Below are 26,693 nucleotides of genomic sequence, written 5' to 3' on the forward strand. Positions count from 1 at the left end.
TCCGGTACAGGAGAACGTCGAGAAGGGCTCACGTTTCCCATTCTCACTGATCGCGGGCACCGATTTGACCATAACGCGGGTCAAGGTTCGACCGATACACCCTCTTGATACGGTCGCGCGCCGGTCACCGCGTGACCGGGGCCACCGGTCACGGGGACCGGTGGCCGCTCAGGCTTCCAGGTCGTCGGCGACCACCCGCAGTACGGAGGCGATCTTGGCGGCCTCCCTGCGCTCGGGGTGTCGGCCCCTGCGGTAGCCGTTGGACAGGCCCTCCAACAGTTTGATGAGGTCCTCCGTGATGACCACCATCTCGTCGGGTTTCTTTCGCCGGGCCCTGACGACCGAGTGCTGGGTGTCCACGACCTTGACCTGAAGCGCCTGCGCGCCCTTGCGCCCCTCGGCCACGCCGAACTCGACCCTCTGGCCGGGGCGCAGCGACACGGTGCCTTCGGGGAGGGAGGAGGAGTGCACGAACACCTCACCGCCGTCGTCCCGGGTGAGGAAGCCGAAGCCCTTTTCGCCGTCGTACCACTTGACCTTGCCGGTGGGCACCTGATGACCTCATGCTTTCAGTGACGTGCGCCCGGAGCGGGAGGGCACGGGATCCGCGCCGTCCGCCCGTTCCCGGAGCGCCCCTGGTTTCCATGGGTGCCTCCAAGGTAATGCCCGGGGGCTCACGGGCGCGAGGGCATATCCGCCTCTCCGTGTCGGTTCCGCACCGGACCTCCCGCGGGGTCCGGACACGGCGGCGAGGCCCGGATACGGATCACCCGGGCCTCGCGGCGTCGGCGGCGGCCCCCCACCGCTGGGCGCGGAGTGTGGGACGGGACTCGGCGGAGGCTTGGGCCGCCTCGACGGAAGTGGTGACCGGACTGGAGGCCGGGCCACCGGTACTGACGCGACCGCCATCAGCTGAATGAGGCGGTGTACCGACATGATTACCCGAATCCATGTGTTCGGACGCACCGTAACGGGCCGACCGGAAAAGGTATTCCCCAGCGTTTGCCAAGCAGTGACCCGTGCTCCCGGCCGTGGTCAGCCCTCCCCGGGCCCCTCCGCGGCCCGTGCCGAGCGCAGGGCCCTCGGGTAGAGGTAGACCGCGCACGCCAGGGAGGCCAGTCCGAGTCCGACGACGCCGGTGGCGGACAGGGAGTCCTGGACGTACTGGTCGACGAACCTGGCGTCTCCGGTCCACAGGGCCATGCCGACCGCGCAGGACACCAGGGGCAGGCCCACGCCGATCCACTTGTCCACGGCCGTCCACACCTGGCTGAGCAGGATCAGGGCCGCGCCGAGGACCCACAGGAACGACAGGTTCCACCACCAGGGCACCGTCGCGAGCAGCATGAGCAGGGCGGCGGCCTCGCCCGGGGTGTGGCGCGCCACCGCCGCCAGGCCGTGCAGGGGCCCCGGCCCCCGGTCGCCGCGGCCGGCCCGGTCCGCGCGGCGGCCCCCCACGCGCATGTCCGTCTGGCCGGGGCCCTCCAGCAGGGACAGCAGGCCGCGGCTGGGCCCGCCCCGCCACGGCGGCGGCGTCCGGTCGGCGTGGCGCGGCCTGGGCGGGATCAGCTCGTCGTCCTCGATGTCGAGGTCGCGGCCGGCGATCTCCCGCTCCACCAGGTCGTGGGGGGACCCGAGCCCCCGGAGGATCCCCCGGACGATGTCCTCGTCGTCCCTTCCCGCGGCGGCGCGGCGCGCGTTGATACGCGAGCGCACACTCGTGAGGTAGGCGGTACGTTCCTTCGCGGTCATGCGACCGTAGAGAACCAGGCCGACCTCGGACAGATAATCGAGTACCAATTGTTCCGAGCGCTGGGTCATGCACCCATATTGGCCTATGATGACCTGGCTTTTAAGCCCCTCTTGAGAATTCCGGTCACGGAATTGCCTTCGGATACGGTCTGCGGCCGTGTGGTGCGTGGCGCCCGGGAAGGACGGAGCGGGCTCGCGCGAGCCCCGGGGCGGGAATCGCTTAGCGTTGACGTGATGACCGACAACGCACAGTCCGACGAGCACGAACCAGGCACGGGGCACAGCGGACCCCCCGCGCCGGGCCGTCCTCCCACGTTCACGTCCTGGCTGCGCGGCCGGTCGGACGCCGAGCTCGCCCACCTGCTGCGCGCCCGCCCCGACCTGGCCCGGCCGGTCCCGGCCGACCTCGCCGCGCTCGCCTCCCGGGCGACCTCCCGCAACGCCGTTCTGAGGATCCTGGAGCGCCTGGACCGGTTCACCCTCCAGGTGCTGGAGTCGGTGGTCGCGCTCGGCGACGACCGGCTGTCCGAGCCGGTCGGGGTGCCCACCGCCGACGTGGCCGGGGCCCTCGGCCTGGCGCCCGCGCCCGACCCGGCGGAGGATCCGCTCACCCGTGCCCTGGACACCCTGAGGGGACTGGCGCTGATCTGGCCCGACCGTGGACGGCTGCGCCCCGTGCAGGTGCTGCGCGACCTGCTCCCCCACCCCGCACAGCTCGGTCCGCCCGCGCGCGTGCTGCTGGCCGCGCTGCCGCCCGGCGCCGCCAAGAGGCTGGCCGACGACCTCGCCCCCGACAGCACCGCGAGCACCCCCGTGGAGACGGTCGCCACGCTCTTGTCCGACCCCGACCGGGTGGCGGCGCTGGTCGGCCAGGTGAGCGACGGCCCGCAGGCCCGCAGGCTGCTGGACAGCATGGCCTGGGGGCCGCCCAACGGGACCGTCTCCGGCGCCCGCCGCGAGGTCACCCTGGCCACCGCCTCCTCACCGGTCGACGCGCTCATCGCCCGCGCGCTGCTGCTGCCGAGCGGGGAGGACACCCTCACACTGCCGCGCGAGGTGGGGCTGCTCCTGCGCTCGGGACTGCTGTTTCGCGAGGTCACCACCGCTCCGCCGCCGTTCGCGGGCACGGAGAACCCCGCCGGCGCCGTCACCCGGGAGGCCGCCGGACAGGCGTTCACGGTGCTGCGCGCGGTGGAGGAACTGCTGGAACAGTGGTCCCAGGAACCGGCCGCGGTACTGCGCAACGGCGGTCTGGGCGTGCGCGACCTGCGCCGCGCCGCCCGGGTGATGGACACCGACGAGACCACCGCCGCCCTGTTCGTGGAGGTCGCGCACGCCGCCGGGCTGCTCGCGACGGACGACCGGGTCGAGGGCGAGTGGCTGCCCACCCGCGAGTACGACCTGTGGCGGGAGCGCCCGCCCGAGCGCCGGTGGCTGCTCCTGGCGTCGGCGTGGCTGGAGTCGGACCGGGTGGCCACGCTGACCGGCTCACGCGACTCGGGGGGCCGGGTGCGCAACCTGCTCGGTCCGGGCCTGGTGCGGCCCGCAGCTCCCCAGGCCCGCCGCGACCTGCTCGGGGAGCTGGGCACCGCGGAGCCCGGGTTCGCGCCGCTGCCGGAGTCGCTGTCCGAACGCCTGGCCTGGCGCCGCCCGCGCCGCCAGTCGCCGGTCCACGCCGAGCTGGTGCGGGCCGCCGGGTCCGAGGCCGCCTCGCTCGGGCTGACCGGTCGCGGGGCGCTGGCCGAACACGTCCGTCCTCTGCTGGAGGGCGACGAGGACGCCGCCGCGCGGATCCTCGCCGAGGAGATGCCCGAACCGCTGGACTACGTGCTGGTCCAGGGCGACCTGACCGCGGTCGCGCCGGGCCCGCTGGTGCCCGGCCTGGCACGGGAGCTGGCCCTGGTCGCCGACGTGGAGTCCACCGGCGGAGCCACCGTGTACCGGTTCACCGAGGAGTCGGTGCGCCGGGCCCTGGACGCCGGACGCGGCGTCGAGGACGTCACCGCCATGCTCGAACGCCACTCGCGCACCCCGCTCCCCCAGGCGCTGCGGTACCTGGTGTCGGACGTGGGACGGCGGCACGGGCGGCTGCGCGCGGGCACGGCGTCGAGCTACCTGCGGTGCGACGAGCCCGCACTGCTGGAGGAGCTGGTCAGCGACCGCCGGGCCGAGGACCTGGGGCTGCTGCGGCTCGCCCCGACCGTGGTGGCGAGCCGGTCGACCCGGTCGGCGCTGGTGGAGCGGCTGCGGCAGCTCGGGTACCACCCGGTGCCCGAGGGCGGGGACGGGTCGATGCGCCTGGGCCGCCCCGAGGTGCGGCGGGCCGACTCGGTGGACGCTTCGCCCGCGCCGGGCGAGGGGGGCTCCCCCCAAGAGCTGGCGGAGGCGGCGGTACGCGCTCTGCGGGCCGGGGACGAGGCGGCCACCGCGGTGCGCAGGCCGGTCCCGCTGCCCGAGGACGGCCCGGCGGGTTCGCGGTCGACGGCGGTGCTGGAGGTGCTCGCGCGTGCGGCCCGGGAGGGGCACAGGGTGTGGATCGGCTACACCGACACCGACGGGCGCCAGGTGAGCCGGATCGTGGAGCCCTCGGGCGTGGACGGCGGCTTCATGACCGCCTACGACGCCACGCGTGCGGCGGTGCACCGGTTCGCGGTGCACCGGGTGACGGCCGTGGCCGAGCTGGAGCAGGAGCCCGAGGGGAGGTAGGGACCTCCCCTCCGGACCTGGTACCGCCGGCCGCCGCGGCGCGGAGGCGAACGCGCGGGCTCCGAAGGACGGTGCCGTGATCCGCCCCGTCGCACCGGCGGCGTTCGCGGCCAGCACACTAGGGTGGAGGCGAGTTGGTCGCCCACCGACAGCGAGAGAACCCCCATGAGCAACGCATCGCTGCCCCCCGGGGCATCGTCCCCCCGTGATCACGGACGCGACGACGACCGCGAACGCGGACGGGCCCCGGACCCCGGGCGCGGACGCGACGGGGACCGCGCGGGCGGCCACGGGGCCGACCGCGGGACCGACCGCGGGGAGCGCCAGGTACCGGCCGGGTCCAGCAGCTCGACGATGGCCCTGATCCTGCACGCCCTGACCTTCGTGTGCTGTGCGAACTGGCTGTTCGGCATCGCGGGGATCGTGTTCGCGGTGCGCGCCGCGCACGCGCGCGACCGGGGGCGCCCGGACCAGGCCGAGACCCTCACCCGGTACTCCTGGTACTGCCTGGGCGCGGCCGGGGTGATGCTCTTCGTGATGCTGGTGCTGACGTTCGTCCTGTTCACCCAGGCGGGGTCGTGGATCGAGGGGATCGTCCCGGTCACCAACTACTGACCGGGGTTTGGCGGACCGGTCCGGCGGGCAGCGCGTCTGAGCGGACCCGGGAACGGGAACGGGAACGGGAACGGGAACGGGAACGGGAACGCCGTGCGCCGGTGCGCGGCGGCGGGGAGGCGGCACGAGCGGTGATGAGCGGCGGAAGCGATCCGAGGAGCTTCTGGGAGAGGAAGGGCGCCTCTCCCGGTCCGGCGCCGTCCGGGGGCGGGGCGCCGACGACGCCGCCCGGACCCGCGGGAGCGCCGACGCCCTCCGGCCCCTCGGGGCGGCCCGGGCTGTCCGCGCCTCCTCCGACCGATCCGGCGTATCCTCCGGGGACGCCTCCGCCGACCGCTCCGCCCGCACGGGTGGGCGGCGCCGTGGCGGCACTGGTGGTGGCGGTCCTGACCCTGGCGGGTCCGGCCCTGATGATCTACCTGGACTTCTGGTTCTTCCTGCTGGTGGTGAACGTTCCCGGGATCGGCTTCGGGATCGCGGCGCTGAGGAAGCTCCCCGACCCGGTCGGGGTGGAGCGCTACATCCGGTACACCTGGGCGTGCACCTTCGCCTACGTCATCCTGTTCGTACTGTTCACGATCCCGGTCGTGGTCCTGTTCATGATGATGCTCCTCCTGACCTCGTGACCCGGACTCCCGGCATCCCGGCCGGGCCCCTCGGCCCCCGACCCGGCTGCCACCCTCCTTCGGTGTCCCGGCACCCAGAGCACGAGAAAACACGACATTGAGCGAGAACCAGCGTTTCGGGCTCCCTCCCGACGGCGTCCCCCACGACGGCCGGTACGACGGTTACGGCCGATACGACGGCTACGGCCGGCACGGAAACCGGTACGGCGACCACGGCGTCCGCAAGGGACCGGCCTGCGGCAACGGCGCTCCGGCCCGCTGGCTCCCACCGCCCGACAGCGCCCCCGTGCCCCCGCACGGCCACGGTACGGGTCCGTACCACCCCTGTCCGGGTTGTCCGCCTCCCTGCTCCCATCCTCCGGTTCCCCGGCCGGGCTTCCCCCGACAGGCGGAGCCGCAGAACCTGGCCGGCCCGATCCTGGCCCTGTCGCTGTCCATCCTCCTGATGGTGACGTGCTGCGGCGCCCTGGGAGTCGTCGGGACCGTCTTCTCCTCGCTGGCGCTCTCGGAGAGGACGGACCCGGAGAGGTTTCGCCGCTACACCCGCAACGCCTGGATCGCCAACGGCGTCGTCCTGGGCCTGATGCTCGTCTTCGTCGTGTTCGTCGTGACCGGTTCGTCGTGACCGGCGGGGCCACCACGGCCTGAGCCGGTCGCCGGCCGCGGACCGGGCCGCGGCCGGTGACGGCCGCCTCTCCGTCTGAGACCACGGTTTCGCGGGCATGATCAGGAGCCCCGATGTGTTGCACCTGAGGCTGCCCCTCCCCGTGAGATTGAAGGTCCGTGTGTCCTGCCTGATCGTCCAGTCCGACAAGACGCTCCTGCTCGAGGTCGACCACGAGCTCGCCGCCGAGTGCCGCCGGACCATCGCGCCCTTCGCCGAGTTGGAGCGCGCCCCCGAACACGTGCACACCTACCGGATCACGCCGCTCGCGCTGTGGAACTCCCGGGCCGCCGGGCACGACGCGGAACAGGTCGTGGACGCGCTGCTCCGGTTCTCCAAGTTCCCGGTACCCCACTCGCTGCTGGTGGACATCACCGAGACGATGGACCGCTACGGGCGGCTCCGGATCGTCGGCGACCCGGTGCACGGACTGGTCCTGGAGTCCTCGGACCGGGCCGTGCTGGAGGAGGTCGTACGCGCCAGGAAGCTCAGGGGGATGCTGGGCGACCGGCTGGACGAGGACTCGGTCGCCGTGCACCCCAGCGAGCGCGGCAACCTCAAGCAGGCGCTGCTGAAGATCGGCTGGCCCGCCGAGGACCTGGCCGGGTACGTGGACGGCGAGGCGCACCAGATCGACCTGGACCAGGACGGCTGGGAGCTGCGCGGCTACCAGAAGGAGGCCGCGGAGAGTTTCCACGCGGGCGGGTCCGGCGTGGTGGTGCTGCCCTGCGGCGCGGGCAAGACCATCGTCGGCGCGGCCGCGATGGCCATGACCGGCGCGACCACGCTCATCCTGGTGACCAACACCGTGTCGGTGCACCAGTGGAGGACGGAGCTGCTGCGGCGCACCTCGCTGACGGAGGACGAGATCGGCGAGTACTCGGGTACCCGCAAAGAGATCCGCCCGGTCACGATCGCCACCTACCAGGTGATGGCGGCCAAGCGTAAGGGCGCGTACACGCACCTGGAGCTGTTCGACGCCCGCGACTGGGGACTCGTGGTCTACGACGAGGTGCACCTGCTGCCCGCGCCGATCTTCCGGATGACCGCCGACCTCCAGGCGCGCCGCCGCCTGGGTCTGACCGCGACCCTGGTGCGCGAGGACGGCCGCGAGGGCGACGTGTTCTCGCTGATCGGCCCCAAGCGCTACGACGCCCCGTGGAAGGACATGGAGAACCAGGGGTGGATCGCCCCGGCGGACTGCGTGGAGGTCCGGGTGGACCTGTCGCAGGCCGAGCGGCTGGCGTACGCGACCGCCGAGCCGGAGGACCGCTACCGGTTCTGCGCCTCCTCCGAGACCAAGACCTCCGTGGTCCGGGAGATCGTGGAGCGCCATCCCGATGAGCAGGTGCTGGTGATCGGCTCCTACATCGACCAGTTGGACGAGCTGGGCGAGTCGCTCGGCGCGCCGGTGATCAAGGGCGAGACCCGCAACAAGGAGCGCGAGCGGCTCTTCGACGCCTTCCGGTCCGGAGAACTACAGACGCTGGTGGTCTCCAAGGTCGCGAACTTCTCCATCGACCTGCCCGAGGCCGGTGTCGCGGTGCAGGTGTCGGGCTCCTTCGGCTCCCGCCAGGAGGAGGCCCAGCGGCTGGGCCGGGTGCTGCGCCCCAAGTCCGACGGGCGCGCCGCCCGCTTCTACGCCGTGGTGGCCCGGGACACCCTCGACCAGGACTACGCCGCGCACCGGCAGCGGTTCCTGGCCGAGCAGGGGTACGCCTACCGGATCACCGACGCCTCCGACCTGCTGTCGGGCGAGGAGATCTGACCGGAGCCCGGGTCCGGGCCCCGGACTCCGGGCGATGTGGGGACGGCCGGCGGCCGCCCTCCCGCCGCGGCCTCCCGCGCCCCGCCTCCTGTGGGGCGCGGCGGCGGGTCCGCGGCGGTGCGCCGTCGCACCCCTTCCGTCAGACGGAGGGCAGGATGCCCATGACGTAGGTGCCCGCGGCGATTCCCCAGGCCACCAGGGAGTAGCTGAGGGTGCGGGTGCGCAGGAGCCGGTCTCCCCGGACGGAGGGCGCGGCGAAGGCGGCCACGAGGAGCATCAGACCGAGCAGCGCGGGAATGGCGGAGGCCAGTGCGAAGAGCTGGGTCTGGGCGGCGCACTCGGTGTAGCCGGAAGTGCCGGGATCACCACAGAACACGTCGTCCCCTGATCGATCGTTCGGTGCGGGCGGTACTCCCTGACCGTACCGTTTCGGAAGACGCGGATCGCCAGCGACATCGACCGAATCCCGGCTTCCCCACGGTTCCGGGCGGCCGTTCCTCCCCGTCCGGGCCGCCCCGACCGGGTTCCCCGCGCTCCGCCGCCCTCCCCCGAAGGAACCGAACGCGGTTCCCCGGTGACGGACACCGCCTCCACCCTTTACACGGAGCCCTCCCGTGTCCAATCATGAGGACACGACAGCGCCCCCAGGAGGTCCTCCCATGCCCGACTCCCCCGCTCCCGGCTCCCCCGTCGCCGACAGTGCAGGCCCCCCGGCCGCCGATCTCCCCGAACCGGCCTCCGCCGAGCGGCGCACCGGCTTCCACGCCCTGCGGAAGGGCGGTCTGAACTGGGAGTCCCTGCCGCTCAAGCTCTTCGGCAAGGGCAACGCCAGGTTCTGGAACCCCGCGGACATCGACCTGAGCCAGGACGCCGAGGACTGGAGCAGGCTGGGCGAGGGGGCCCGCGCGAGCATCCTGCGGCTGTGCGCGTTCTTCGTGGCGGGCGAGGAGGCGGTCACCGAGGACATCCAGCCCTTCATCCGGGCCATGGCCGCGGAGGGGCGGCTGGGCGACGAGATGTACCTGACCCAGTTCGCGTTCGAGGAGGCCAAGCACGTCCAGGCGTTCCGGCTGTGGCTGGACGCGATCGGGGTCCACGAGGACCTGCACGAGTACGTCGACGCCAACCCGGGCTACCGCAAGCTGTTCTACGAGGAACTGCCCCTGTCGCTGGAGAGGCTGTCGGAGGACCCGGGCCCCCGCAACCAGGTGCGCGCCTCGGTGACCTACAACCACATCATCGAGGGGTCGCTGGCGCTGACCGGGTACTACGCGTGGAACCACGTGTGCACGGTGCGGGACATCTTCCCGGGCATGCGGCAGATCGTGCGGCGGATCGGCGACGACGAGCGGCGCCACATGGCGTGGGGCACCTTCACGTGCCGGCGCCACGTCGCGGCCGACGACGCCAACTGGGACGTGGTGCGCGAGCGCCTGGACGAACTGCTGCCGCACGTGATGTCCACGGTCGAGCGGGGCGAGGAGTCGTCGAGGGTCCCCGAGACGCAGGGCTACGAACTGCCGCCCGGGGAGCTGATCCAGTACGCGGGCGACCGGGCTCTGCGGCGCCTGGGCGCGATCGAGTCCGCGCGCGGGGTGCCCGTGTCCCGGATCGACCTGGACGCCGCCCCCGAGGAACTGGAGGAGCGCTTCGGCGAGGAGGACCGGGAGGCCATGCGCAGGGCGGCCGCCGGGGCCTGACCGGTCCGCGCCCCCGGGATCCCTCAGAGGGCGCCGCGGGGCGCGGGCCCCTCCCCGTGCCACAGGTCGCGGCATCCGCGCTCGGCCTCCAGGGCGGTCCGGCCGAACGGCCCGGTCCTCCAGTCGCCGTCCTCCCGGTGGTTGGCGTAGAGCACCTCGCCGTCGCGGGAGAGCACGTAGAGCGAGTCCACCAGCCGGTGGGTCTCCAGGAACTCCACCGTGTTGGGCACCCCCAGGTAGAAACGGTCGTGCTGAAGTTCGGACGTCCACCTGCCGAAACCCTGGTGGGCACGGGACCGCGCGTGGCGGTCGGCGAGGGAGAACCGGCTGTTGGAGGAGTGGGTGGCCACGAAGGCGACCTCGACCCGGTATCCGGCGTCGCGGAACCCCTCGACCCAGGACGCCGCCCAGTCGGCGCGTCCGAGGGGGTGGCTGCACACCACGTCCACGCGGCCCGCGCGCAGGTACTCCATGGCGAGGCCGTGCAGCCCGCGGACCTGCCGGGCCAGGGAGGAGGACGCGACGCGGTCGTCGGCGGTCATGGCCCACTCGTAGTCGGGCGACAGGCGCAGCAGGTCGTCGCCGTCGTAGCTGACGGTGCCCTCGGGCAGGACGGGCAGGAGGAGGCGCTGCAGGGTGGACTTGCCCGAGCCGGGCTGACCGCCGAGCAGCAGGATCCGGGGGCGTTCGCGGGCCGCGCCGGTGAGCCGGTCGCGGAGCGCGAGGTCGAACAGGGCGGCCAGTTCCGCCTCCGTCAGGGTCCTGCGCGGGTCCTCGGGAGTGGCTCCGTCGCGGACGCGTACCGGGTCCGCCCGCAGGTCGGCGAGGACCTCGGGCAGGACGCGGTTGACCCGGTCGACCTCGTCGGACGTGAGGAAGGGCAGCCGGGCCTCCTCCCCGAGGAGCTCGGCGGCGCGTTCCCCGAGTCCGGGCCGGGTGCCGGCGCGTCCCAGGCACGCGCCGACGGCCGCGCTGTACAGGTTGTGGGCCTGTTCGCGCGCCTCCCGCCGGGCCCTGCTCTGCGACGGGACGCCACCGCCGGAGCCGTCCGCCAGGAGCGGCCGGAGGGACTGCGCCTCCGTGTGTGGAACCGCCATGCTGTCCGCCTTCCAGGCTTCGGAGGCGGCCGCGGTCCCGGGCCGGGGAGGACCGGAGCCGCGAAGGACCGGAACCGGGAGGCCGGAGCCGAGGAGGACCGGAGCCGGTCGGTCGCCGCCACTGACACCGGGGATGCTAGTACGCCGATCCGCCGGAGGTGGGAGGTTCGGCGCCGGTGGCCGGAGGCGGACAGGAGGAGCGGGCCGGGAGGGGCGGGACGGAAGCGGGGTGGGACGCGAAGCGTCCCACCCCGTCAGGCGTCGGGGGCCGTCAGACCACGGAGCGCGTCAGGCCGCCGAACACGTCACGTCCGGCACGCCGTTGGTGCCGTTGTGGGTTCCGGTGAGCCCGAAGTCGGCGCTGCCGCCGGTGCCGAGGCTGCCGTTCCAGCCCAGGTCGGTCGCGGTGACCTGCGAACCGCTGCTGGAGACGTCGGCGTTCCAGCCCTGGGTGACCCGCTGGCCGTCGGTGTAGGTCCACGTCACGGTCCAGCCGGTGAGGGCGGATTCGGCGGTGACCGTCACCGTCGCCTGGAAGCCGCTTCCCCAGTCGTTGTCGATCCTGTACTCGGCCGTGCAGCCGTCGCCGGAGGGGTCCGTCGGCTCCTCGCCCGGGTCGGTCGGCTCCTCGCCGGGGTCGGTGGGCTCGTCCGGGGGCTCGGGGGCGTCGACCGCCATGTCGTAGGCGGCCTGCGGCACGAACTGCCCGGCGGACGCGATGCAGCCGTCGGCCTCCCCCGGCAGCTTGGTCCAGACGAAGGCGTCGATCAGCGGATTACCTGTGTTGGTGGTGCTGGGGCGGCCGATCATCCGTCCCGGCGGGTCGCACCACTCACCGTCGGGGGCGGGGCCGTTGCCGTTGCGGCTGGTGTCGATCACGGCGCCGAGCCCGGACACGCCGGTCGCGTTGATGACGGCCTCGGCGAAGGCGACCTCGTCGTCGGTCCAGTTGTAGTTGGAGGTGTTGGTGGCCACGCCGTGGGCGCTGTTGGCGATGTCCGCGCCGTTGAGCAGGTCGGCGGCCTCCTGGGGGTCCAGCCAGGCCGAGTGCCCGATGTCGAAGTACACCCGGGCCTCGGAGGAGCCCGCCATGAGCGCCTTGCCCGCGTAGGCCATCGAGTCCAGGAGCTGGGACGGGTCACTGCAACTGCTCACCAGCGGGAGGGCGTCGGGCTCCAGGACGATGGTGGCGGAGCGGCCCTCCAGACCGGACGCCAGTTCGTCCACCCAGGAGCGGTAGGCGTCGTGGCTGGGCGCCCCGCCGCTGCTGTGGTTGCCGCAGTCGCGTCCGGGGATGTTGTAGACCACGAGAATGGGGCTCTGGCCCTGGGCGTCGGCGGCGCTGACCACCTCGTCCACGTCGGCGCGGATCTCGCCGGGGTTGTACTGGGTGAACCAGGTGGCCTGCGCGACCGAGGCGATGCGTTCGCGGATGACGTCGGCCCGGTGGTCGTCGGGATTCTCCCGGACCCAGACGGCCGCCGATGTGTTGGGGTTGACGTAGAACTCGGTCTCACTGGCCGAGGCGGGCGACATGCTGAGCAGCGCCGCTCCCGTGGCCAGCGCCGCGACGGAGCTCAGGGCGGCTCCGACGGCTGTGCGTGTGCGGGACATTGGGCCTTTCCTTCGTTGAGTCGGTCCCCGTTCTGGTCTTCCGTGTCCCCGTATCCCCCGGGGGGGTCTGGAGCCTCCCTGGCTATGGGAGCGCTCCCAGGCGTCGTCAGGCTACCCCGTGGACTCCTCCGGCCACAGGGGGGTAACCGCTGCTTTTCCCGAAATCTGCATCCGCCACATGACATAGGGTGATCACATGTCTCTCACCCCGTCCTCCCCTCCCGCCGTCATCGACGCCCTGGCCTGGGTCCACGTACACGAGGGGCGGCTGTTGTGCGTCCGCACCGAGGGGGTGGACCTGTTCTACCTTCCCGGCGGCAAGCGCGAACCGGGAGAGAGTGACGAGGCCGCTGTGGCCAGGGAGGCTCGTGAGGAGGTCAGCGTGATCCTGCGTCCGGGCACGTTCCGAAGGATCGCGGTGATCGACGAGGTCGCCCACGCTCAGGCCCCCGGCGCGCGGGTGCGGTTGTCGTGCCACACGGCCGAGCACGACGGCGAGATCGCGGTGGACAACGAGATCGCCGAACTGGCGTGGATCGGCTTCGCCGACCGGGAGCGCTGCGCCCCGGCCGTGCGCCGCCTCGTCGAACTGCTGCACGCCGAGGGCACCGTCCACTAGTGGGCTGACCGGGTGTGCCCAACCGCGATGATCTTGCTCCCAGTGGCACTGTCGGCACTCCACGGTGACGCTGGGAGCAAGATCAGGGCGGAGGGAACCTCCTGTTCCAAACCCACGGCGTTCTCGGCCGGTCCACCGGCCGGTGCCGGGGCTCCGCTTCGCGCGGGCCTCTCCACGTCGGCCTCTCCACGCGGGCTCCTCCGCGCGGGCCTCTGCGCACGAGCCTCCCCACGCCGGGGCGTCCGCACGGGCCTCTCCACGCGGGCCTCTGCGCGCGGGGGTGTCCGCGCGGGCCTCCCCACGCCGGGGTGTCCGAGGACCGCGGTCCGCCGCCCTCGCCGCCCTCAATGCCTCGCCGCCTTCGCGGCCTTGCGCGAAGTCCTCTGCCCGGAGACCGCGGCGGAGGTTGTCCACAGGGGCGGAGGCGGGGCCTGGCGGAGGGGCGCTGGGCCGGTCACACTGGAGCCGGGGGTGCGTGAGACGCCCGTGAGCGGCGAAGACGCCCCCGAATCCGAGTCTGGGCCACCCGCCCCGCACCGCGCCAGTGGCGCTTCCCGCCTGTGGACACCACTCCGGCCCACCGGCGGTTCCGTCCACGGACGGTTTCGGAGCGGTCCACGGGCGCTTCCGGCCCACCGGCGCCCCCGGAACGTCCCACGGGCGCTTCCGGCCCACGGGCGCTTCCGGCCCACGGACGGTCCACGGGCGGCCGGCGGAAAATGAGTGGCCCCTCCGCGTCGCCCTGGTTACAGTCCGGATACTGTGCGCACACTTCCCCAGCCCATCGGCGTTCCCGAACGCCGCTCGGCCGACCGGTTCCTGTGGTGGCTCGCCCTGAGTGAGCGGCGCTCCCTGCTGTGGTCGGGAGCGGCCACGGGCGCCTTCATGGTCTGCGGAGTACTCATCTCCGCCGCGCTCGGCGCCGCACTCGACTCCGGGCTCGTACGAGGGGACATGGGCGCCCTCCTCACCTGGTCCGGCGTCCTCAGCGCGCTCGTCGTGGCCGCCGTCGCGCTGGTCCCCGTCTCCCACCGCGCCGACTGCTTCAACTGGTACGCCTCCGCCTACCGGACCATCCAGGCGGTCACGGAGCACTCCGTGCGCATGGGGCCCACGCTCACCCGGAGGCTGCCCTCGGGCGAGGTGGTGGCGGTGGGCACCGAGGACATCGACCGGATCGGCGACTTCTACGAGGCGGCGGGACAGATCCTGTCCTCCCTCGTGGCGGTGGCCGCGGTCAGCGCGCTGATGCTCACCTCGCACGCCACGTTCGGCCTGGTCGTCCTGGTGGCGGTGCCGCTCATCATGACGGGGATGGTCCCCCTGCTACGCCTGTTCTCCCGCCGGCAGGAGCACCAGCGCGACCGCCAGGCCGAGCTCACCACCCTGGCCACCGACCTGGTGGCGGGCCTGCGCGTGCTGCGGGGCGTGGGCGGCGAGCGCACCGTGGACCACCGCTACCGGACCGCCTCGCAAAGGGTCCGTGCCGCCGCCATGCGCGTGGGCTGGGCGGACGCCGCGCTGAACGCCGTGCGCGAGCTCCTCCCGGGCCTGCTGCTGGTCGGGATCGTCTGGTACGGCGCGCGCCTGGCCCTGGCCGGGGAGATCACCGTCGGCCAGCTCGTCGCCTTCTACGGCTACACCGGCACGCTGTCCGCGGCGGTGCGCCACCTGATACACGCCCTGTCCCTGCTCGTCTCCGCACGTGTGGCCGCGGGGCGCGTGGTGCGCGTGCTGGGCCTGGAGCACGACCACCCCGACCCCGAGCACCCGGCGCGGGAGCCCGCCGCCCCCTGCGACCTGCACGACCCCGGCAGCGGCGTGACCATCGGCGCGCACGGCACCACCGGTGTGGTCTGCGCCGACCCGGCCGACGCCACCGCCATCGCCGAGCGCCTGGGGCGCTACCGGGACGAGGAGGGCGCGGACGCGGTACTCGTGGACACCTCCACGGGCCGTGCCGTGCGCCTGCGCGACCTGCCCCGTGCACGGGTGCGCCGCCGCGTCCTCCTCGCCTCCAACGACGCGCACCTGTTCTCCGGCACGCTGCGCGACGAACTGTCACCAGGCCCGGGCGTCTCCGACGAACGCCTCGCCGAGGTCGTGCGCGCCGCCCACGCCGACGACGTGGTGCGCCAGTCCGCCGCCGGGCTGGACGCGCTGCTCACCGAGCGCGGACGCGAGTACTCCGGCGGCCAGCAGCAGCGGCTCCGCCTGGCCCGCGCCCTGGCGCTGGACCCGGAGGTCCTGCTGCTCGTGGAGCCCGCCTCGGCCGTGGACGCCCACTCCGAGGCCGCCATCGCCGCACAGCTGCCCGTGGAACGCGCGGGCCGCGCGACCGGCCTGGTCACCACCAGTCCCCTGCTGCTCGACCACACCGACCGCGTGCAGTTCGTCGAGGAGGGCCGCCTCGTGGCCGAGGGGGCCCACCGGGAACTCCTCGCCGCGTCCCCCCGCTACGCCGCCACCGTCCTGCGCGCCGTCCCCACGGAGGGGAAGACATGACCCAGACCGCCGACCGCGCCGAGCCCGCCGGTACGGCCGGAGCACCGCGGGAGTACCACACGACCGGGCTGCCGGTCGCGTCCGTGCCCACCGCGTGGGCCCGGCTGCGCCGCGCCGGGCGGGAGCACGGTACCCAGTTCTCCGTCGTCGTGGCCCTGTACGGCCTGGCCGCGCTCATGGCGCTGGCCTCTCCCTGGGTCCTCGGCATGATCATCGACACCGTGCGGGCGGAAGGGGCCTCCTCGCGCATCGACGTGCTCGCCGCGCTGATCGTCGTGTCGCTGGTGCTGCACGCCGGGTTCACCCTGGCGTCCGTGGCGGCCTCGATCCGCTTCGGCGAGACCGTGCTGGCGGAGCTGCGCGAGGAGTTCGTACGCGCGGTGCTCCGGCTGCCGCTGGGGGTGGTGGAGCGCGCGGGCACGGGTGACCTGGTGGCGCGCACCGGCCGCGACATCGGCCACCTGAGCCACACCGTGCGCTTCTCGGTGCCGGTGATGGCGGTCAGCGCGGTGACCCTGGTGATCGTCGTCGCGGCGATAGCCGTCCTGCATCCGGCCCTGCTCCTGGCATGGGCGCCGTCCCTGGTGGTGCTGTGGGTGTCCACTCGCTGGTACGCCCGCAGGGCGCCGAACGGGTACGTGCGCGAGCTGGCCACCTACTCGGAGCTGACCCAGGGCGTGACCGACACCGTGGAGGGCGCGCACACGATCGAGGCGCTGGGCCGGCAGGCCCGCCAGATCGCGCTCAACGAGCGGCGGGTGGGACGCGCCTACGCGGCGGAGCGGTACACGCTGTGGCTGCGGTGCGTCTGGTACCCGCCGTTGGAGGTCGGGTACATGTTCCCGATCGCCCTGACCTTCCTGGTGGCGGGCCTGCTGTACGTGGACGGATCGCTGAGCCTGGGGGAGGTCGCCACGGCGGTCTTCCTCAGCAGGCAGATGGGGCGCCCGGTGGACCAGCTGCTGGACCAGGTGGACAGCCTGATGATGGGGTTCACGAGTCTGCGCAGGCTGCTGGGCGTGGAGCTCGCCGAGGAGCCCTCCGAGTCGGACGCGCCCTCCAGCGGGAGGCCGGGCGAGGTCCGGTTGGAGGACGTGCGGTTCGCCTACACCGACGTGGAGGTGCTGCACGGGGTCGACCTCTTCCTGCGGCCCGGGGAGCGCCTGGCCGTGGTGGGACCGAGCGGCGCGGGCAAGTCGACCCTGGGCAAGCTGGTCGCCGGTGTGCACCCGCCGACCTCGGGGAGCGTGCGCGTGAGCGGGGTGTCCATGTCGGGGCTGGCTCCCGAGGCGCGGCGCGGACGGGCGATCATGCTGAGCCAGGAGAGCCACATGTTCCGGGGGACGGTCGTCGAGAACCTGGCGCTGGCGCTGGACCTGCCCGAGGGAGCCGCGGAGGTGGACCGGGAGCACCTGTGGGAGGCGCTGGCCGCCGTGGACGCAGACGACTGGGTGCGCTCGCTGCCCGACGGGCTGGACACCCGGGTGGGTTCGGGCAACGCCGCGCTGGACCCGGCCCGCGTGCAGCAGCTCGCCCTGGCCCGCGTGGTGCTGGCCGATCCCGACGTGCTGGTGCTGGACGAGGCCACGTCGCTGATGGACCCGCGCTCGGCCCGCCACCTGGAGCGCTCGCTCGCGGGGGTGCTGTCGGGCCGCACGGTGGTGGCCATCGCGCACCGGCTGCACACCGCGCACGACGCCGACCGGATCGCGGTGGTGGAGGACGGCAGGATCAGCGAGCTGGGCGGCCACGACGAGCTGATCGCACGCGGAGGCTCCTACGCCGCCCTGTGGCACGCCTGGCACGGTCAGGGCTGACGCGGCCGGGTCCCCGTCGACGGCCTCAGGCCGGCCACCGGCCGGGGCCGGAAGAGCCGGACGTGTCGGGCTCGACGCCGAAGGGCTCCGGCAGCCGGATCCCCGCACCTTCGGACAGGACGCCGACGCTCCGTGCACCCGTCCGCGCGACACTCCGCGGAACAGCCTCGGCCTTCCGCGAAGGACAGCGCCGTCCTTGCCCGCTTCGCCTGGAAACAGCGAAACCGGGCGGCCCCGAGGGGCCGCCCGGTCGTCGCGGGCGAGGTCGCGTATCCGGACCTCAGACGCCTGCGGGTCCGAGGACCCGAGGTATCGGGACCTGCTAGAAGTCCATGCCGCCCATGCCACCGGTCGGGTCACCGGCGGGAGCGCCGGCCTTCTCCGGCTTCTCCGCGATGACGGCCTCGGTGGTCAGGAACAGACCAGCGATGGAAGCCGCGTTCTGCAGAGCGGAGCGGGTGACCTTGGTCGGGTCGATGACGCCGTCCTTGAACAGGTCGGTGTACTCGCCGGTGGCGGCGTTCAGACCGAAACCGGGCTCCAGGTTCCGGACCTTCTCCGCCACGACGCCACCCTCGAGACCGGCGTTGACGGCGATCTGCTTGAGCGGCTCGGCGATGGCGCGACGGACGATGTCGGCGCCGATGGACTCGTCGCCCACCAGCTCCAGCTTCTCGAACGCCGGGACGCTGGCCTGCAGCAGCGCGACGCCACCGCCGGGCAGGATGCCCTCCTCGACCGCGGCCTTGGCGTTGCGGACGGCGTCCTCGATGCGGTGCTTGCGCTCCTTGAGCTCCACCTCGGTGGCGGCACCGGCCTTGATGACGGCCACGCCGCCGGCCAGGCGCGCCAGGCGCTCCTGGAGCTTCTCGCGGTCGTAGTCGGAGTCGGTGCGCTCGATCTCGTTGCGGATCTCGTTCACGCGACCGGCGATCGAGGTGGCGTCACCGGCGCCGTCCACGATGGTGGTCTCGTCCTTGGTGACGACGACCTTGCGGGCGCGGCCGAGCATGTCCAGCTCGGTGCTCTCCAGCTTGAGGCCGACCTCCTCGGTGATGACCTGGCCGCCGGTCAGCACGGCGATGTCGCCGAGCTGGGCCTTGCGGCGGTCACCGAAGCCCGGGGCCTTGACGGCGACGGACTTGAAGGTGCCGCGGATCTTGTTGACGACCAGCGTCTGGAGGGCGCCGCCCTCCAGGTCCTCGGCGATGACCATCAGCGGACGGCCGGCCTGCAGGACCTTCTCGACGATCGGCAGGAACTCGTTGTTGTTCGAGATCTTGGAGTTGACGATGAGGATGTAGGGGTCCTCAAGGACCGTCTCCATGCGCTCCAGGTCGGTGGCGAAGTAGGGCGAGATGTAGCCCTTGTCGAAGCGCATGCCCTCGGCGAGCTCGAGCTCCAGCCCGAAGGTCTGGCCCTCCTCGACGGTGATGACGCCTTCCTTGCCGACCTTGTCCATGGCCTCGGCGATGGTCTCGCCGATCTGGGGGTCGCCGGCGGAGATCGAGGCGGTGGAGGCGATCTGCTCCTTCGTCTCGATGTCCTTGGAGATGTTGCCGAGCTCCTCGTTGATGCGAGCGACGGCGAGCTCGATGCCGCGCTTGAGACCGACCGGGTTGGCACCGGCGGCGACGTTGCGCAGACCCTCGCGGACGAGCGCCTGGGCGAGCACGGTGGCGGTGGTGGTGCCGTCACCCGCTACGTCGTCGGTCTTCTTGGCGACCTCCTTGACCAGCTCGGCCCCGATCTTCTCCCAGGGGTCCTCGAGCTCGATCTCCTTGGCGATGGAGACACCGTCGTTGGTGATCGTGGGGGCGCCCCACTTCTTCTCCAGAACGACGTTGCGGCCCTTCGGGCCGAGCGTGACCTTGACGGCGTCAGCGAGCTGGTTCATGCCGCGCTCGAGGCCGCGACGGGCCTCCTCGTCGAACGCGATCAGTTTGGCTGCCATATGAGTTCTTGTCCTCCCGTGACCGGGCTGATACGCGATGGGACGAGACGTGCGCCCGCGACGGACGACCACGGAACTTCCGGCAACCCTGCTGCCGGGTGCCGCGGTCTCGCAGCCTCGCTCCGGTTAGCACTCAGTGAAGGCGAGTGCTAACCAGATCCATTTTTAGCACTCGGCCCCCGAGAGTGCAAACGATGTGGTCACGATTTCACTCCGGCCCATCCCAGTATCTACCTGCACAAACACCACATAACACCCAGGTTTTCCGCGCTCAGCGGACAGCGGAGGGAAGCCCGGACCGGAGCCGGCGCCCCGGGCCGGGGCCGGGGCACCGGGTCAGGAGCTGAGGCGGCGCATCGCCCGCGAGCCCACGGCCAGCGCCGCGACGGTCAGCACGACCGCCACCGCCCAGCCGATCCCGACCGAGGCGCCCCACTCACCGGCGAACAGCGCCCGCTCGGCGTCCACCACGTACGCCACCGGGTTGGCGCGCGAGAGCGCGTACAGCCACGACGGCGCCAACTCCATCGGCAACAGCACACCGGACAGCAGCATCAGCGGCATGATCACCGTCTGCAGGACCGGAGCGAACACGTACGTCTGCTTCACCGCCATGGCCGTCAGGTACGACAGCGTGGCCAGGCCGGTCCCCAGGACCGCGAGCAGGAGCAGCCCCACGACCGCGCCCGCCACCGAGACGCGGAGCCCGAACGGGACCACCAGCACGATGACGAGCACCATCTGGACCAGCATGGTCGCCACGTCGCGCAGCACCCGGCCGAGCAGCAGCGACACCCGGCTCACCGGGGCGGCCAGCAGCCGCTCGTGCGCTCCGGAGGCCATCTCCGGCAGCAGCCCGAAGCCGGAGAACCCGGCCGTGAACAGGGCCAGCATGACCAGCAGGCCGGGGACGAACCACTGCCACGGGTTCTCGCCCTCGGCTCCGGCCAGCCCCGTCAGCAGGGGTGCGAACAGCACCAGGTACAGCACCGGCTGCAACATGCCGAAGGCCAGCATCACCGGCCGGTGCAGGACCGGCCTCATCTGGCGGGAGAAGACGGTCGCGGTGTCACGCAGGAGGCTCGGCCGCCACGCCCGCTCCGTCGTCTCCACGGACCCTCCGGTCCCCTCGTGGGCGCTCATGCCTTCTCCTCCCTCAGGCTGCGGCCGGTCAGGGTCAGGAACACGTCGTCCAGGGTGGGCCGCTGCACCCGGACCGTGAGCAGGGGGACCCCGGCGGAGTCCAGCGCGCGCAGCAGCTCGGGCAGCACGGTGTCCCCGCGCTCCACCCGCAGGCGCACCTCGGGTTCGCGACCCGGCGCCGTGACGACCTCGGCCGCCCCGGAGGAGAGCGTCCGCTCGGCGACCCCGGCACCGGCGCGCGCGTGCTCCTCGTCCGGCACGGAGAAGGCGACCAGGTCCCCGGAGACCTTGCCCTTGAGCTCGTCGGCGGTGCCGTCGGCGATGACGCTGCCGTGGTCGATGACCAGGACCCGCTCGGCCATGTCGTCGGCCTCGTCGAGGTAGTGGGTGGTGAGCACGACCGTGGTGCCCAGCCGCTCGCGCAGACCGGTGATGTGCTCCCACAGGTTGGCGCGGCTGTGCGGGTCGAGCCCGGTGGAGGGCTCGTCCAGGAACAGCAGCCCGGGCTCGTGGATGAGCCCCATCGCGATGTCGAGCCGCCGGCGCTGGCCGCCGGAGAGCTTGGTGACCACGCGGTCGGCGGCGGAGCCCAGTTCCAGCATGTCGAGCAGTTCGCCCGAACGGCGGCGCGCGGTGCGCCGGTCGAGCCCGTACAGCAGCCCCTGTGTGTACAGTTCCTCCCCGGCCCGCTGGTCGTCCCCGGCGCCGTGGCCCTGGCCGACGAAGCCGATCCCCCGGCGCACCCTCGCGGGCTCGGCGCAGACGTCGTGTCCGGCGACCACGGCCGTTCCCGACGTGGGCTCCAGCAGTGTCGTGAGCATGCGCAGCGTGGTGGACTTCCCCGCCCCGTTGGGTCCGAGCAGGGCGACGAGCTCGCCCTCGGCCACGTCGATGTCGACGCCGCGGACGGCCTCGACGACCTCCTTGCCGACCCGGAAGTTCCGGGTCAGGCCACGTGTACGGATCATCCGGCCCCCTTCCTATTAAAACTTGAACTCGGGACGAGTGTGCACCACCCGAACGGGATATTCAAATTTTAGTAAGAGCGGTCTCCGCCCGCCCGCGCGCGGACGCGTCCCCCTCCGGTCAGTGCTTCGGGGAGTGCCCGGCGAACGTGGTCAGTACGTCCAGGTTCCGTTCGGTGGACTCGGTCCTGTTCCGCCGGGGGCGAGGGCGCCGACGGGGTTCTGGAGGATTCGTAGGTGGGGCTGCGAGGAACGAGCCGCCATACCGGAGGATCCGAAGGTTCCCGTACCTACGGCGCCCGAACACGAGGCAAAGCGCAGCGCAGCCTCAAAAACAACACAGCGAGGGCGCCGACGGGGTTCTGGAGGATTCGCAGGTGGGGCTGCGAGGAACGAGCCGCCATACCGGAGGATCCGAAGGTTCCCGTACCTACGGCGCCCGAACACGAGGCGAAGCGCAGCGGAGCCTCAAAAACAAAACAGCGAGGGCGCCGACGGGGTTCTGGAGGCCGCGCAGGTGCGTCCGTGAGGTACGAGCGGGCGCACCGCAGGGGCCGAAGGTTCCCGTACCTACGGCGCACGAGCACGAGGCAAAGCGCAGCGAAGCCTCAAAGACGACACAGCAGGGGCGCCGATACCTGCGGCGCACGAGCACGAGGCACAGCGCAGCGGAGCCTCCAGGAGACACGGCTTAGGACTCCGCCGGCGGCAGCCCGAAGGCGTCGGGGGCGTCGTCGGCCATGGTGTACTCCCCGGCTCTCAGGGAGGCGATGAGGTTCCGCGTCCACTGGATGTCGGCGTCGATCGTGCCCCTCCAGAGGTTGAACAGCTCGCGCACGTGCCCCGGCTCGCCCCGGCTCTCGGAGGGGAGCAGCTCACCGCTGGTCTTCTCCAGCAGCTCCAGCCGCCGGCGCAGCAGGTCGACGACCTCGCCGCGCGGCAGCGAGGTCATCAGGGTGACCGCCGCGAACAGCATCGCGGGGTCGTCCCTGCGCGTCAGCCCGCGGCGCAGGAGCCGGTGGATCTCCGCGACGCCGTCCTCGGTGATCGAGTAGGAGGTGCGGTCGACCACCTCGTCCCCCTCGGCGACGAACTCGCGCAACTTGCCCTCCTGGGAGAGCTTGCGCAGGGCGTGGTAGATGGACCCCCACTTGATGTTGGCCCATTCCTCGGCCCCCCAGGACAGGAGCGCGCGACCCACCCGGTACCCGTGGGCCTGCCCCTCCATGCGCACCACACCCAGGACCAACAGCCGCGTCGCCGACATCTCCACCCTCGTTCAACCGCAGATCTCCCCCAGCCTACGAGGGCCGGTACGGCGCACCGGTGCCTCCGCCCGGGTGTGCGGCGCCACAGTCCGCGGCGCCGCGGTCGGCGAAGCGGAGAGGGGCGGTCCCGGCTCCCCCTCCGGAGCCGGGACCGCCCCTCTTCGGGACTCGTCGACGGGTCAGCAGCCCCCGGCGACCGCCGGGATGATGGAGATCTGGGCTCCGTCGGCGATCTCGGTCTGCAGGCCCTTCTCGAAGCGCACGTCCTCGTCACCGACGTAGACGTTGACGAAGCGGCGCACCTTGCCGCTGTCGTCGAGGATGCGGGCGCGGATACCGGGGTGGTTGGCCTCCAGGTCGTCGAGGACCTCGGCGAGGGTGTTGCCCTTGGCCGTCACCTCGGAGGCGTCGTCGGTGTAGGTGCGCAGGATGGTGGGCACGCGGACGCTGGCGCTCATGGCGGACTTCCTTCTGGTGGGAGACTGCGGGCTGGTGCGGGCCCCGGCGGACGCACCGGGGCCACGGGGGCCGGGGCTCGTTCTCCGGCGCATCCACCCCGGAGGGTGTTGGTTCGGGCGCCGCCAGGGTTCTGCACGACGAGGCAAGCCGCGAGCGAGGAACGAGCGGCAGGCGCCGCCGAGGAAGAATCCCTGGCCTCTTGGGCGCCCGAACACGGGCCGAAGCGGAGCGGAGGCCCCGAAGAACACCGTCTAGGCGAGACCGGCGCCGGTGAAGGCGCTCAGGGACGGCTTGATGGTGGCGGTCACGCCGGAGTCGACGGCGTTCAGGGTCTTGAGCCCGTCACCGGTGTTGAGCACGACCGTCTCGGCCTTGGGGTCGAGCCTGCCCTCGCGGACCAGCTTGCGCAGGACACCGGTGGTGACACCGCCCGCGGTCTCGGCGAAGACGCCCTCGGTGCGGGCCAGGAGCTTGATGGAGTCGACGATCTCCTCGTCGCTCACGTGCTCCACCGAACCGCCCGTGCGCTGGGCGATGTCCAGCACGTACGGGCCGTCGGCCGGGTTGCCGATGGCCAGCGACTTGGCGATGGTGTCGGGCTTGACCGGCTGGATGACGTCGATGCCCTTCTCCCAGGCCTGCGCGACCGGGGAGCAGCCCGTGGCCTGGGCGCCGAAGATCCGGTACGGGCGGTCCTCCACCAGGCCGAGCTCGACGAGCTCACGGAAGCCCTTGTCGATCTTGGTGAGCTGGGAGCCGGACGCGATCGGGATGACGATCTGCTCGGGCAGGCGCCAGCCGAGCTGCTCGGCGATCTCGTAGGCCAGCGTCTTGGAGCCCTCGCCGTAGTAGGGGCGCAGGTTCATGTTGACGAAGCCCCAGCCCTCACCGGCCGGGTCTCCGATGAGCTCGGAGCAGAAGCGGTTGACGTCGTCGTAGTTGCCGTCGATGGCCACGACCTTGCCGCCGTAGACGGCGGCCATGACCACCTTGGCCTCCTCCAGCCCGGCGGGGATGAACACGCAGGACTCGAATCCGGCGCGCGCGGCGGCGGCGCCGACCGCGCCGGCCAGGTTGCCGGTGGAGGAGCAGGAGAGGGTGGTGAACCCGAAGGTGCGGGCGGCCTCGACGGCGATGGCGACCACGCGGTCCTTGAAGGAGTGCGTGGGGTTGCCGGAGTCGTCCTTGACGTGGAGGGAGTCCAGGCCCAGCTCGGCGGCGAGGCGGTCGGCCCTCACCAGCGGGGTCAGGCCGGGGGCCATGTTGGGCAGCTCGGCGACGTCGGCCGGGACGGGGAGCAGGGAGCGGTAGCGCCAGATGCTCTTGGGGCCGCTCTCGATGTCCGCGCGGGTCACGGTCCCGAAGTCGTAGGCGATCTCCAGGGGTCCGAAACAGGCCTCACAGGCGAACCGGGGGGTGAGGTCGTAGCGCTCACCGCACTCGCGGCACGAGAGCGCGGTACCGGGTCCGAAGGCTTGCTTGGAGGTGGGTTCGGTGACGGTAATCGCCATGGCGAGGCGTCTCCCCTCATCTTTCCTGGCGGACACCTTGTCCCCAGGCCGGAGTTGGCACCTGCCCCAGCCGCCTCGCGGGTTCGCGAGTATCGCATGCTGGGATGGTTGCCGGGGCTTCGCAGGGCCGGTCCCTCCACCCCTCTGGATGAGCAATATGAAGTTGTCGCGGGTCCTGTCGGATCCGCACCGTCACTGTAACGGACTCGCTGACCGGTTTTCCACGCCTGGTGACCCGCGCAACACGAACGTGCTCACATGGTGAGACGACACCGGTCGGGACCCCGCGCACGCACGTGCGGCACCGCGCGCCTGTGACGTGCGCCCCGCTTGGCCTGGGACGGGTTTGGGGCCGCTGTCCACAGGCGAGACCTAGGGTGCGCCCCGTGCGGTGCGCGCACCCGGTTCCAGCCGTATCATCCGAGAGGACGACCACGTGGACAAGGCACAGATCCTCATCGCCTCCAACAGGGGACCCGTGTCCTTCTCGACCGCCGACGACGGCTCCCTGGAGCACCGGCGCGGCGGAGGCGGCCTGGTCTCGGGAATGATCTCGGTGGCCAACGAGATCGACAGCATCTGGGTGTGCGCCGCCCTGTCGGACGCCGACCGCCGGGCAGCGGCGGAGGCGCCGCAGGCACGGCTGGACCAAGCCCACGACCTGGACGGCATGCGGGTCCACATGCTCGACATCCCGCGGCGCACCTTCGAGGGCGCCTACACCGGGGTGGCCAACTCGACCCTGTGGTTCGTGCAGCACATGCTGTACGACATCCCCAACAAGCCGTCCTTCGGCTCGCACTTCCGGCGGATGTGGGAGGACTACACCGCCTACAACAACGCGTTCGCCGAGGCGCTGGTGACCGGTGCCGCCGACGGCGCCCGCGTGGCCGTGCAGGACTACCACCTGGCCCTGGTGCCGCGCATCCTGCGCGCCCGCCGCCCCGACCTGCGGATCTCGCACTTCTCGCACACCCCGTGGGCGCCTCCGGAGTACTTCCGGATGCTGCCCGACCAGGTCGCGCGCGACCTGTTGGAGGGCATGCTGGGCGCGGACCAGCTGGGCTTCCAGAGCCCGCGGTGGGCGGACGCGTTCCTGCGCTGCTGCGCGGACGTCCTGCGCGCGGACGTGGACTTCCGGCACCGCACCGTGGAGTACGGCGGCCGGATCGTCGGTGTCAACGTGCACGCCCTGGGCGCGGACGAGGAGACGCTGCGCGAGAGCGCCGCCGAACCGGCCGTGGCCGCGCGCCGGAGCACCCTGGAGGAGGCCGTCGGCGACACCAGGCTCATCGTCCGGGTGGACCGCACGGAGCTGTCCAAGAACATCGTGCGCGGCCTGGAGGCCTACCGCGAGCTGCTGATCGCCCATCCGGAGTGGCGGGGCAGGGTGACGCACCTGGCGTTCGCCTACCCGAGCCGGGGGGACGTGCCGGAGTACCGCGAGTACACCGACGCCGTCCTGCGGACCGCCAAGGAGATCAACGCGGAGTTCGCGACCGCCGAGTGGACCCCGCTGATCCTGGAGGTCAACGACGACTACCCGCGTTCGCTGGCGTCCTTCCAGATGGCCGACGTGCTGCTGGTGAACCCGGTCCGGGACGGCATGAACCTGGTGGCCAAGGAGGGCCCGGTGCTGTCCGAGCGGGACTCGGTGCTGGTGCTCTCGCGTGAGGCCGGCGCCGCGGACGAGCTGGGCGAGCACGCGCTGCTGGTCAACCCCTACGACACCGTGGAGACGGCGGAGGCGCTGCACAGGGCGCTGTCGATGCCGGAGGAGCAGCGGCGCGAGCACAGGCGGCGCCTGGCGGAGGCGGCGGTGGCGCTGCCGCCGCGGCGGTGGTTCCAGGACCAGCTGCGCTCGCTGGGCTGAGGCCCTCCCGCAGCCGGCACGCGCCCCGGCCGGCCGC

At 72.3% G+C, this 26,693-nt stretch carries 21 protein-coding genes and 1 riboswitch; of the genes, 10 read left to right on the forward strand and 11 right to left on the reverse strand.

Features of this window, described 5'->3' with window-relative positions; genetic code table 11:
* Positions 1-168: 168 nt before the first annotated feature.
* On the reverse strand, positions 169-552 hold the full coding sequence (locus NOSIN_RS19435; RefSeq protein WP_077692125.1) for a cold-shock protein: 384 nt from the start codon (positions 550-552) through the stop codon (positions 169-171).
* Positions 553-1,035: 483 nt separating this feature from the next.
* Positions 1,036-1,821: a hypothetical protein gene (locus NOSIN_RS19445; protein ID WP_077692127.1), complete on the reverse strand. Its 786-nt coding sequence runs from the start codon at positions 1,819-1,821 to the stop codon at positions 1,036-1,038.
* A gap of 165 nt (positions 1,822-1,986) precedes the next feature.
* Between NOSIN_RS19445 and NOSIN_RS19450 the strand changes: the two genes are divergently transcribed.
* The 5 genes from NOSIN_RS19450 to NOSIN_RS19470 all read left to right on the forward strand — a co-directional run bounded on the left by NOSIN_RS19450 (position 1,987) and on the right by NOSIN_RS19470 (position 8,131).
* Complete coding sequence (locus NOSIN_RS19450) at positions 1,987-4,458, forward strand: helicase-associated domain-containing protein (RefSeq protein ID WP_077692128.1); 2,472 nt, start codon at positions 1,987-1,989, stop codon at positions 4,456-4,458.
* Between the two features lie 165 nt (positions 4,459-4,623).
* Positions 4,624-5,073: a CD225/dispanin family protein gene (locus NOSIN_RS19455; RefSeq protein WP_077692129.1), complete on the forward strand. Its 450-nt coding sequence runs from the start codon at positions 4,624-4,626 to the stop codon at positions 5,071-5,073.
* A gap of 362 nt (positions 5,074-5,435) precedes the next feature.
* Entirely contained in the window at positions 5,436-5,699 is a 264-nt protein-coding gene (locus NOSIN_RS19460) for a hypothetical protein (protein ID WP_309232773.1), read from the forward strand.
* A gap of 97 nt (positions 5,700-5,796) precedes the next feature.
* Positions 5,797-6,324 carry a hypothetical protein gene (locus NOSIN_RS26865; protein ID WP_143832960.1) on the forward strand — a complete coding sequence of 176 codons (528 nt, stop codon included), beginning with the start codon at positions 5,797-5,799 and terminating at the stop codon, positions 6,322-6,324.
* Between the two features lie 160 nt (positions 6,325-6,484).
* On the forward strand, positions 6,485-8,131 hold the full coding sequence (locus tag NOSIN_RS19470; protein ID WP_077692130.1) for a DNA repair helicase XPB: 1,647 nt from the start codon (positions 6,485-6,487) through the stop codon (positions 8,129-8,131).
* Positions 8,132-8,270: 139 nt separating this feature from the next.
* On the opposite strand, the gene NOSIN_RS19475 is transcribed toward NOSIN_RS19470, so the two are convergent.
* Positions 8,271-8,507 carry a hypothetical protein gene (locus NOSIN_RS19475; RefSeq protein ID WP_077692131.1) on the reverse strand — a complete coding sequence of 79 codons (237 nt, stop codon included), beginning with the start codon at positions 8,505-8,507 and terminating at the stop codon, positions 8,271-8,273.
* Positions 8,508-8,790: 283 nt separating this feature from the next.
* On the opposite strand from NOSIN_RS19475, the gene NOSIN_RS19480 reads away from it, so the two are divergent.
* The gene (locus tag NOSIN_RS19480; RefSeq protein WP_077692132.1) at positions 8,791-9,831 is read left to right on the forward strand and encodes a R2-like ligand-binding oxidase; all 1,041 of its coding nucleotides are present in this window, start codon (positions 8,791-8,793) and stop codon (positions 9,829-9,831) included.
* Positions 9,832-9,854: 23 nt separating this feature from the next.
* On the opposite strand, the gene NOSIN_RS19485 is transcribed toward NOSIN_RS19480, so the two are convergent.
* Positions 9,855-10,928 (reverse strand): zeta toxin family protein, encoded by a 1,074-nt coding sequence (locus tag NOSIN_RS19485; protein WP_077692133.1) that lies wholly within the window; start codon positions 10,926-10,928, stop codon positions 9,855-9,857.
* Positions 10,929-11,216: 288 nt separating this feature from the next.
* Positions 11,217-12,542, reverse strand: a complete 1,326-nt coding sequence (locus NOSIN_RS19490) for a glycoside hydrolase family 6 protein (RefSeq protein ID WP_077692134.1) — start codon at positions 12,540-12,542, stop codon at positions 11,217-11,219.
* A 196-nt stretch (positions 12,543-12,738) separates the two neighbouring features.
* Between NOSIN_RS19490 and NOSIN_RS19495 the strand changes: the two genes are divergently transcribed.
* From NOSIN_RS19495 to NOSIN_RS19505, 3 genes are all read left to right on the forward strand, one after another.
* Positions 12,739-13,161, forward strand: coding sequence for an NUDIX hydrolase (locus tag NOSIN_RS19495; RefSeq protein ID WP_077692135.1), 423 nt, complete (start codon positions 12,739-12,741; stop codon positions 13,159-13,161).
* Positions 13,162-13,923: 762 nt separating this feature from the next.
* A complete protein-coding gene (locus NOSIN_RS19500; RefSeq protein WP_077692136.1) occupies positions 13,924-15,666 on the forward strand; it encodes an ABC transporter transmembrane domain-containing protein in 1,743 nt (580 codons plus the stop codon).
* A complete protein-coding gene (locus NOSIN_RS19505) occupies positions 15,663-17,483 on the forward strand; it encodes an ABC transporter ATP-binding protein (RefSeq protein WP_077692137.1) in 1,821 nt (606 codons plus the stop codon). Before NOSIN_RS19500 ends, NOSIN_RS19505 begins: the two co-directional genes overlap by 4 nt.
* 322 nt (positions 17,484-17,805) lie before the next feature.
* Here the strand turns inward: NOSIN_RS19505 and groL are convergent, their stop codons facing one another.
* The 6 genes from groL to thrC all read right to left on the reverse strand — a co-directional run bounded on the left by groL (position 17,806) and on the right by thrC (position 24,783).
* On the reverse strand, positions 17,806-19,437 hold the full coding sequence (groL, locus tag NOSIN_RS19510) for a chaperonin GroEL (protein ID WP_077692138.1): 1,632 nt from the start codon (positions 19,435-19,437) through the stop codon (positions 17,806-17,808).
* A gap of 336 nt (positions 19,438-19,773) precedes the next feature.
* Positions 19,774-20,580, reverse strand: a complete 807-nt coding sequence (locus NOSIN_RS19515) for an ABC transporter permease (RefSeq protein WP_077692139.1) — start codon at positions 20,578-20,580, stop codon at positions 19,774-19,776.
* On the reverse strand, positions 20,577-21,548 hold the full coding sequence (locus NOSIN_RS19520) for an ATP-binding cassette domain-containing protein (protein ID WP_077692140.1): 972 nt from the start codon (positions 21,546-21,548) through the stop codon (positions 20,577-20,579). Before NOSIN_RS19520 ends, NOSIN_RS19515 begins: the two co-directional genes overlap by 4 nt.
* Positions 21,549-22,236: 688 nt before the next feature.
* Complete coding sequence (locus NOSIN_RS19525; protein WP_077692141.1) at positions 22,237-22,812, reverse strand: PadR family transcriptional regulator; 576 nt, start codon at positions 22,810-22,812, stop codon at positions 22,237-22,239.
* A 180-nt stretch (positions 22,813-22,992) separates the two neighbouring features.
* Entirely contained in the window at positions 22,993-23,271 is a 279-nt protein-coding gene (locus NOSIN_RS19530; protein ID WP_077692142.1) for a ubiquitin-like small modifier protein 1, read from the reverse strand.
* A gap of 252 nt (positions 23,272-23,523) precedes the next feature.
* Positions 23,524-24,783 carry a threonine synthase gene (gene thrC / locus NOSIN_RS19535; protein ID WP_077692143.1) on the reverse strand — a complete coding sequence of 420 codons (1,260 nt, stop codon included), beginning with the start codon at positions 24,781-24,783 and terminating at the stop codon, positions 23,524-23,526.
* Between the two features lie 13 nt (positions 24,784-24,796).
* Positions 24,797-24,938, reverse strand: a riboswitch (SAM riboswitch).
* A gap of 281 nt (positions 24,939-25,219) precedes the next feature.
* Here thrC and NOSIN_RS19540 point away from each other — a divergent pair.
* Positions 25,220-26,656, forward strand: coding sequence for an alpha,alpha-trehalose-phosphate synthase (UDP-forming) (locus tag NOSIN_RS19540; protein ID WP_077692144.1), 1,437 nt, complete (start codon positions 25,220-25,222; stop codon positions 26,654-26,656).
* Positions 26,657-26,693: the final 37 nt, after the last annotated feature.

This window comes from Nocardiopsis sinuspersici (genome assembly GCF_001998325.1).
GTDB lineage: Bacteria > Actinomycetota > Actinomycetes > Streptosporangiales > Streptosporangiaceae > Nocardiopsis > Nocardiopsis sinuspersici.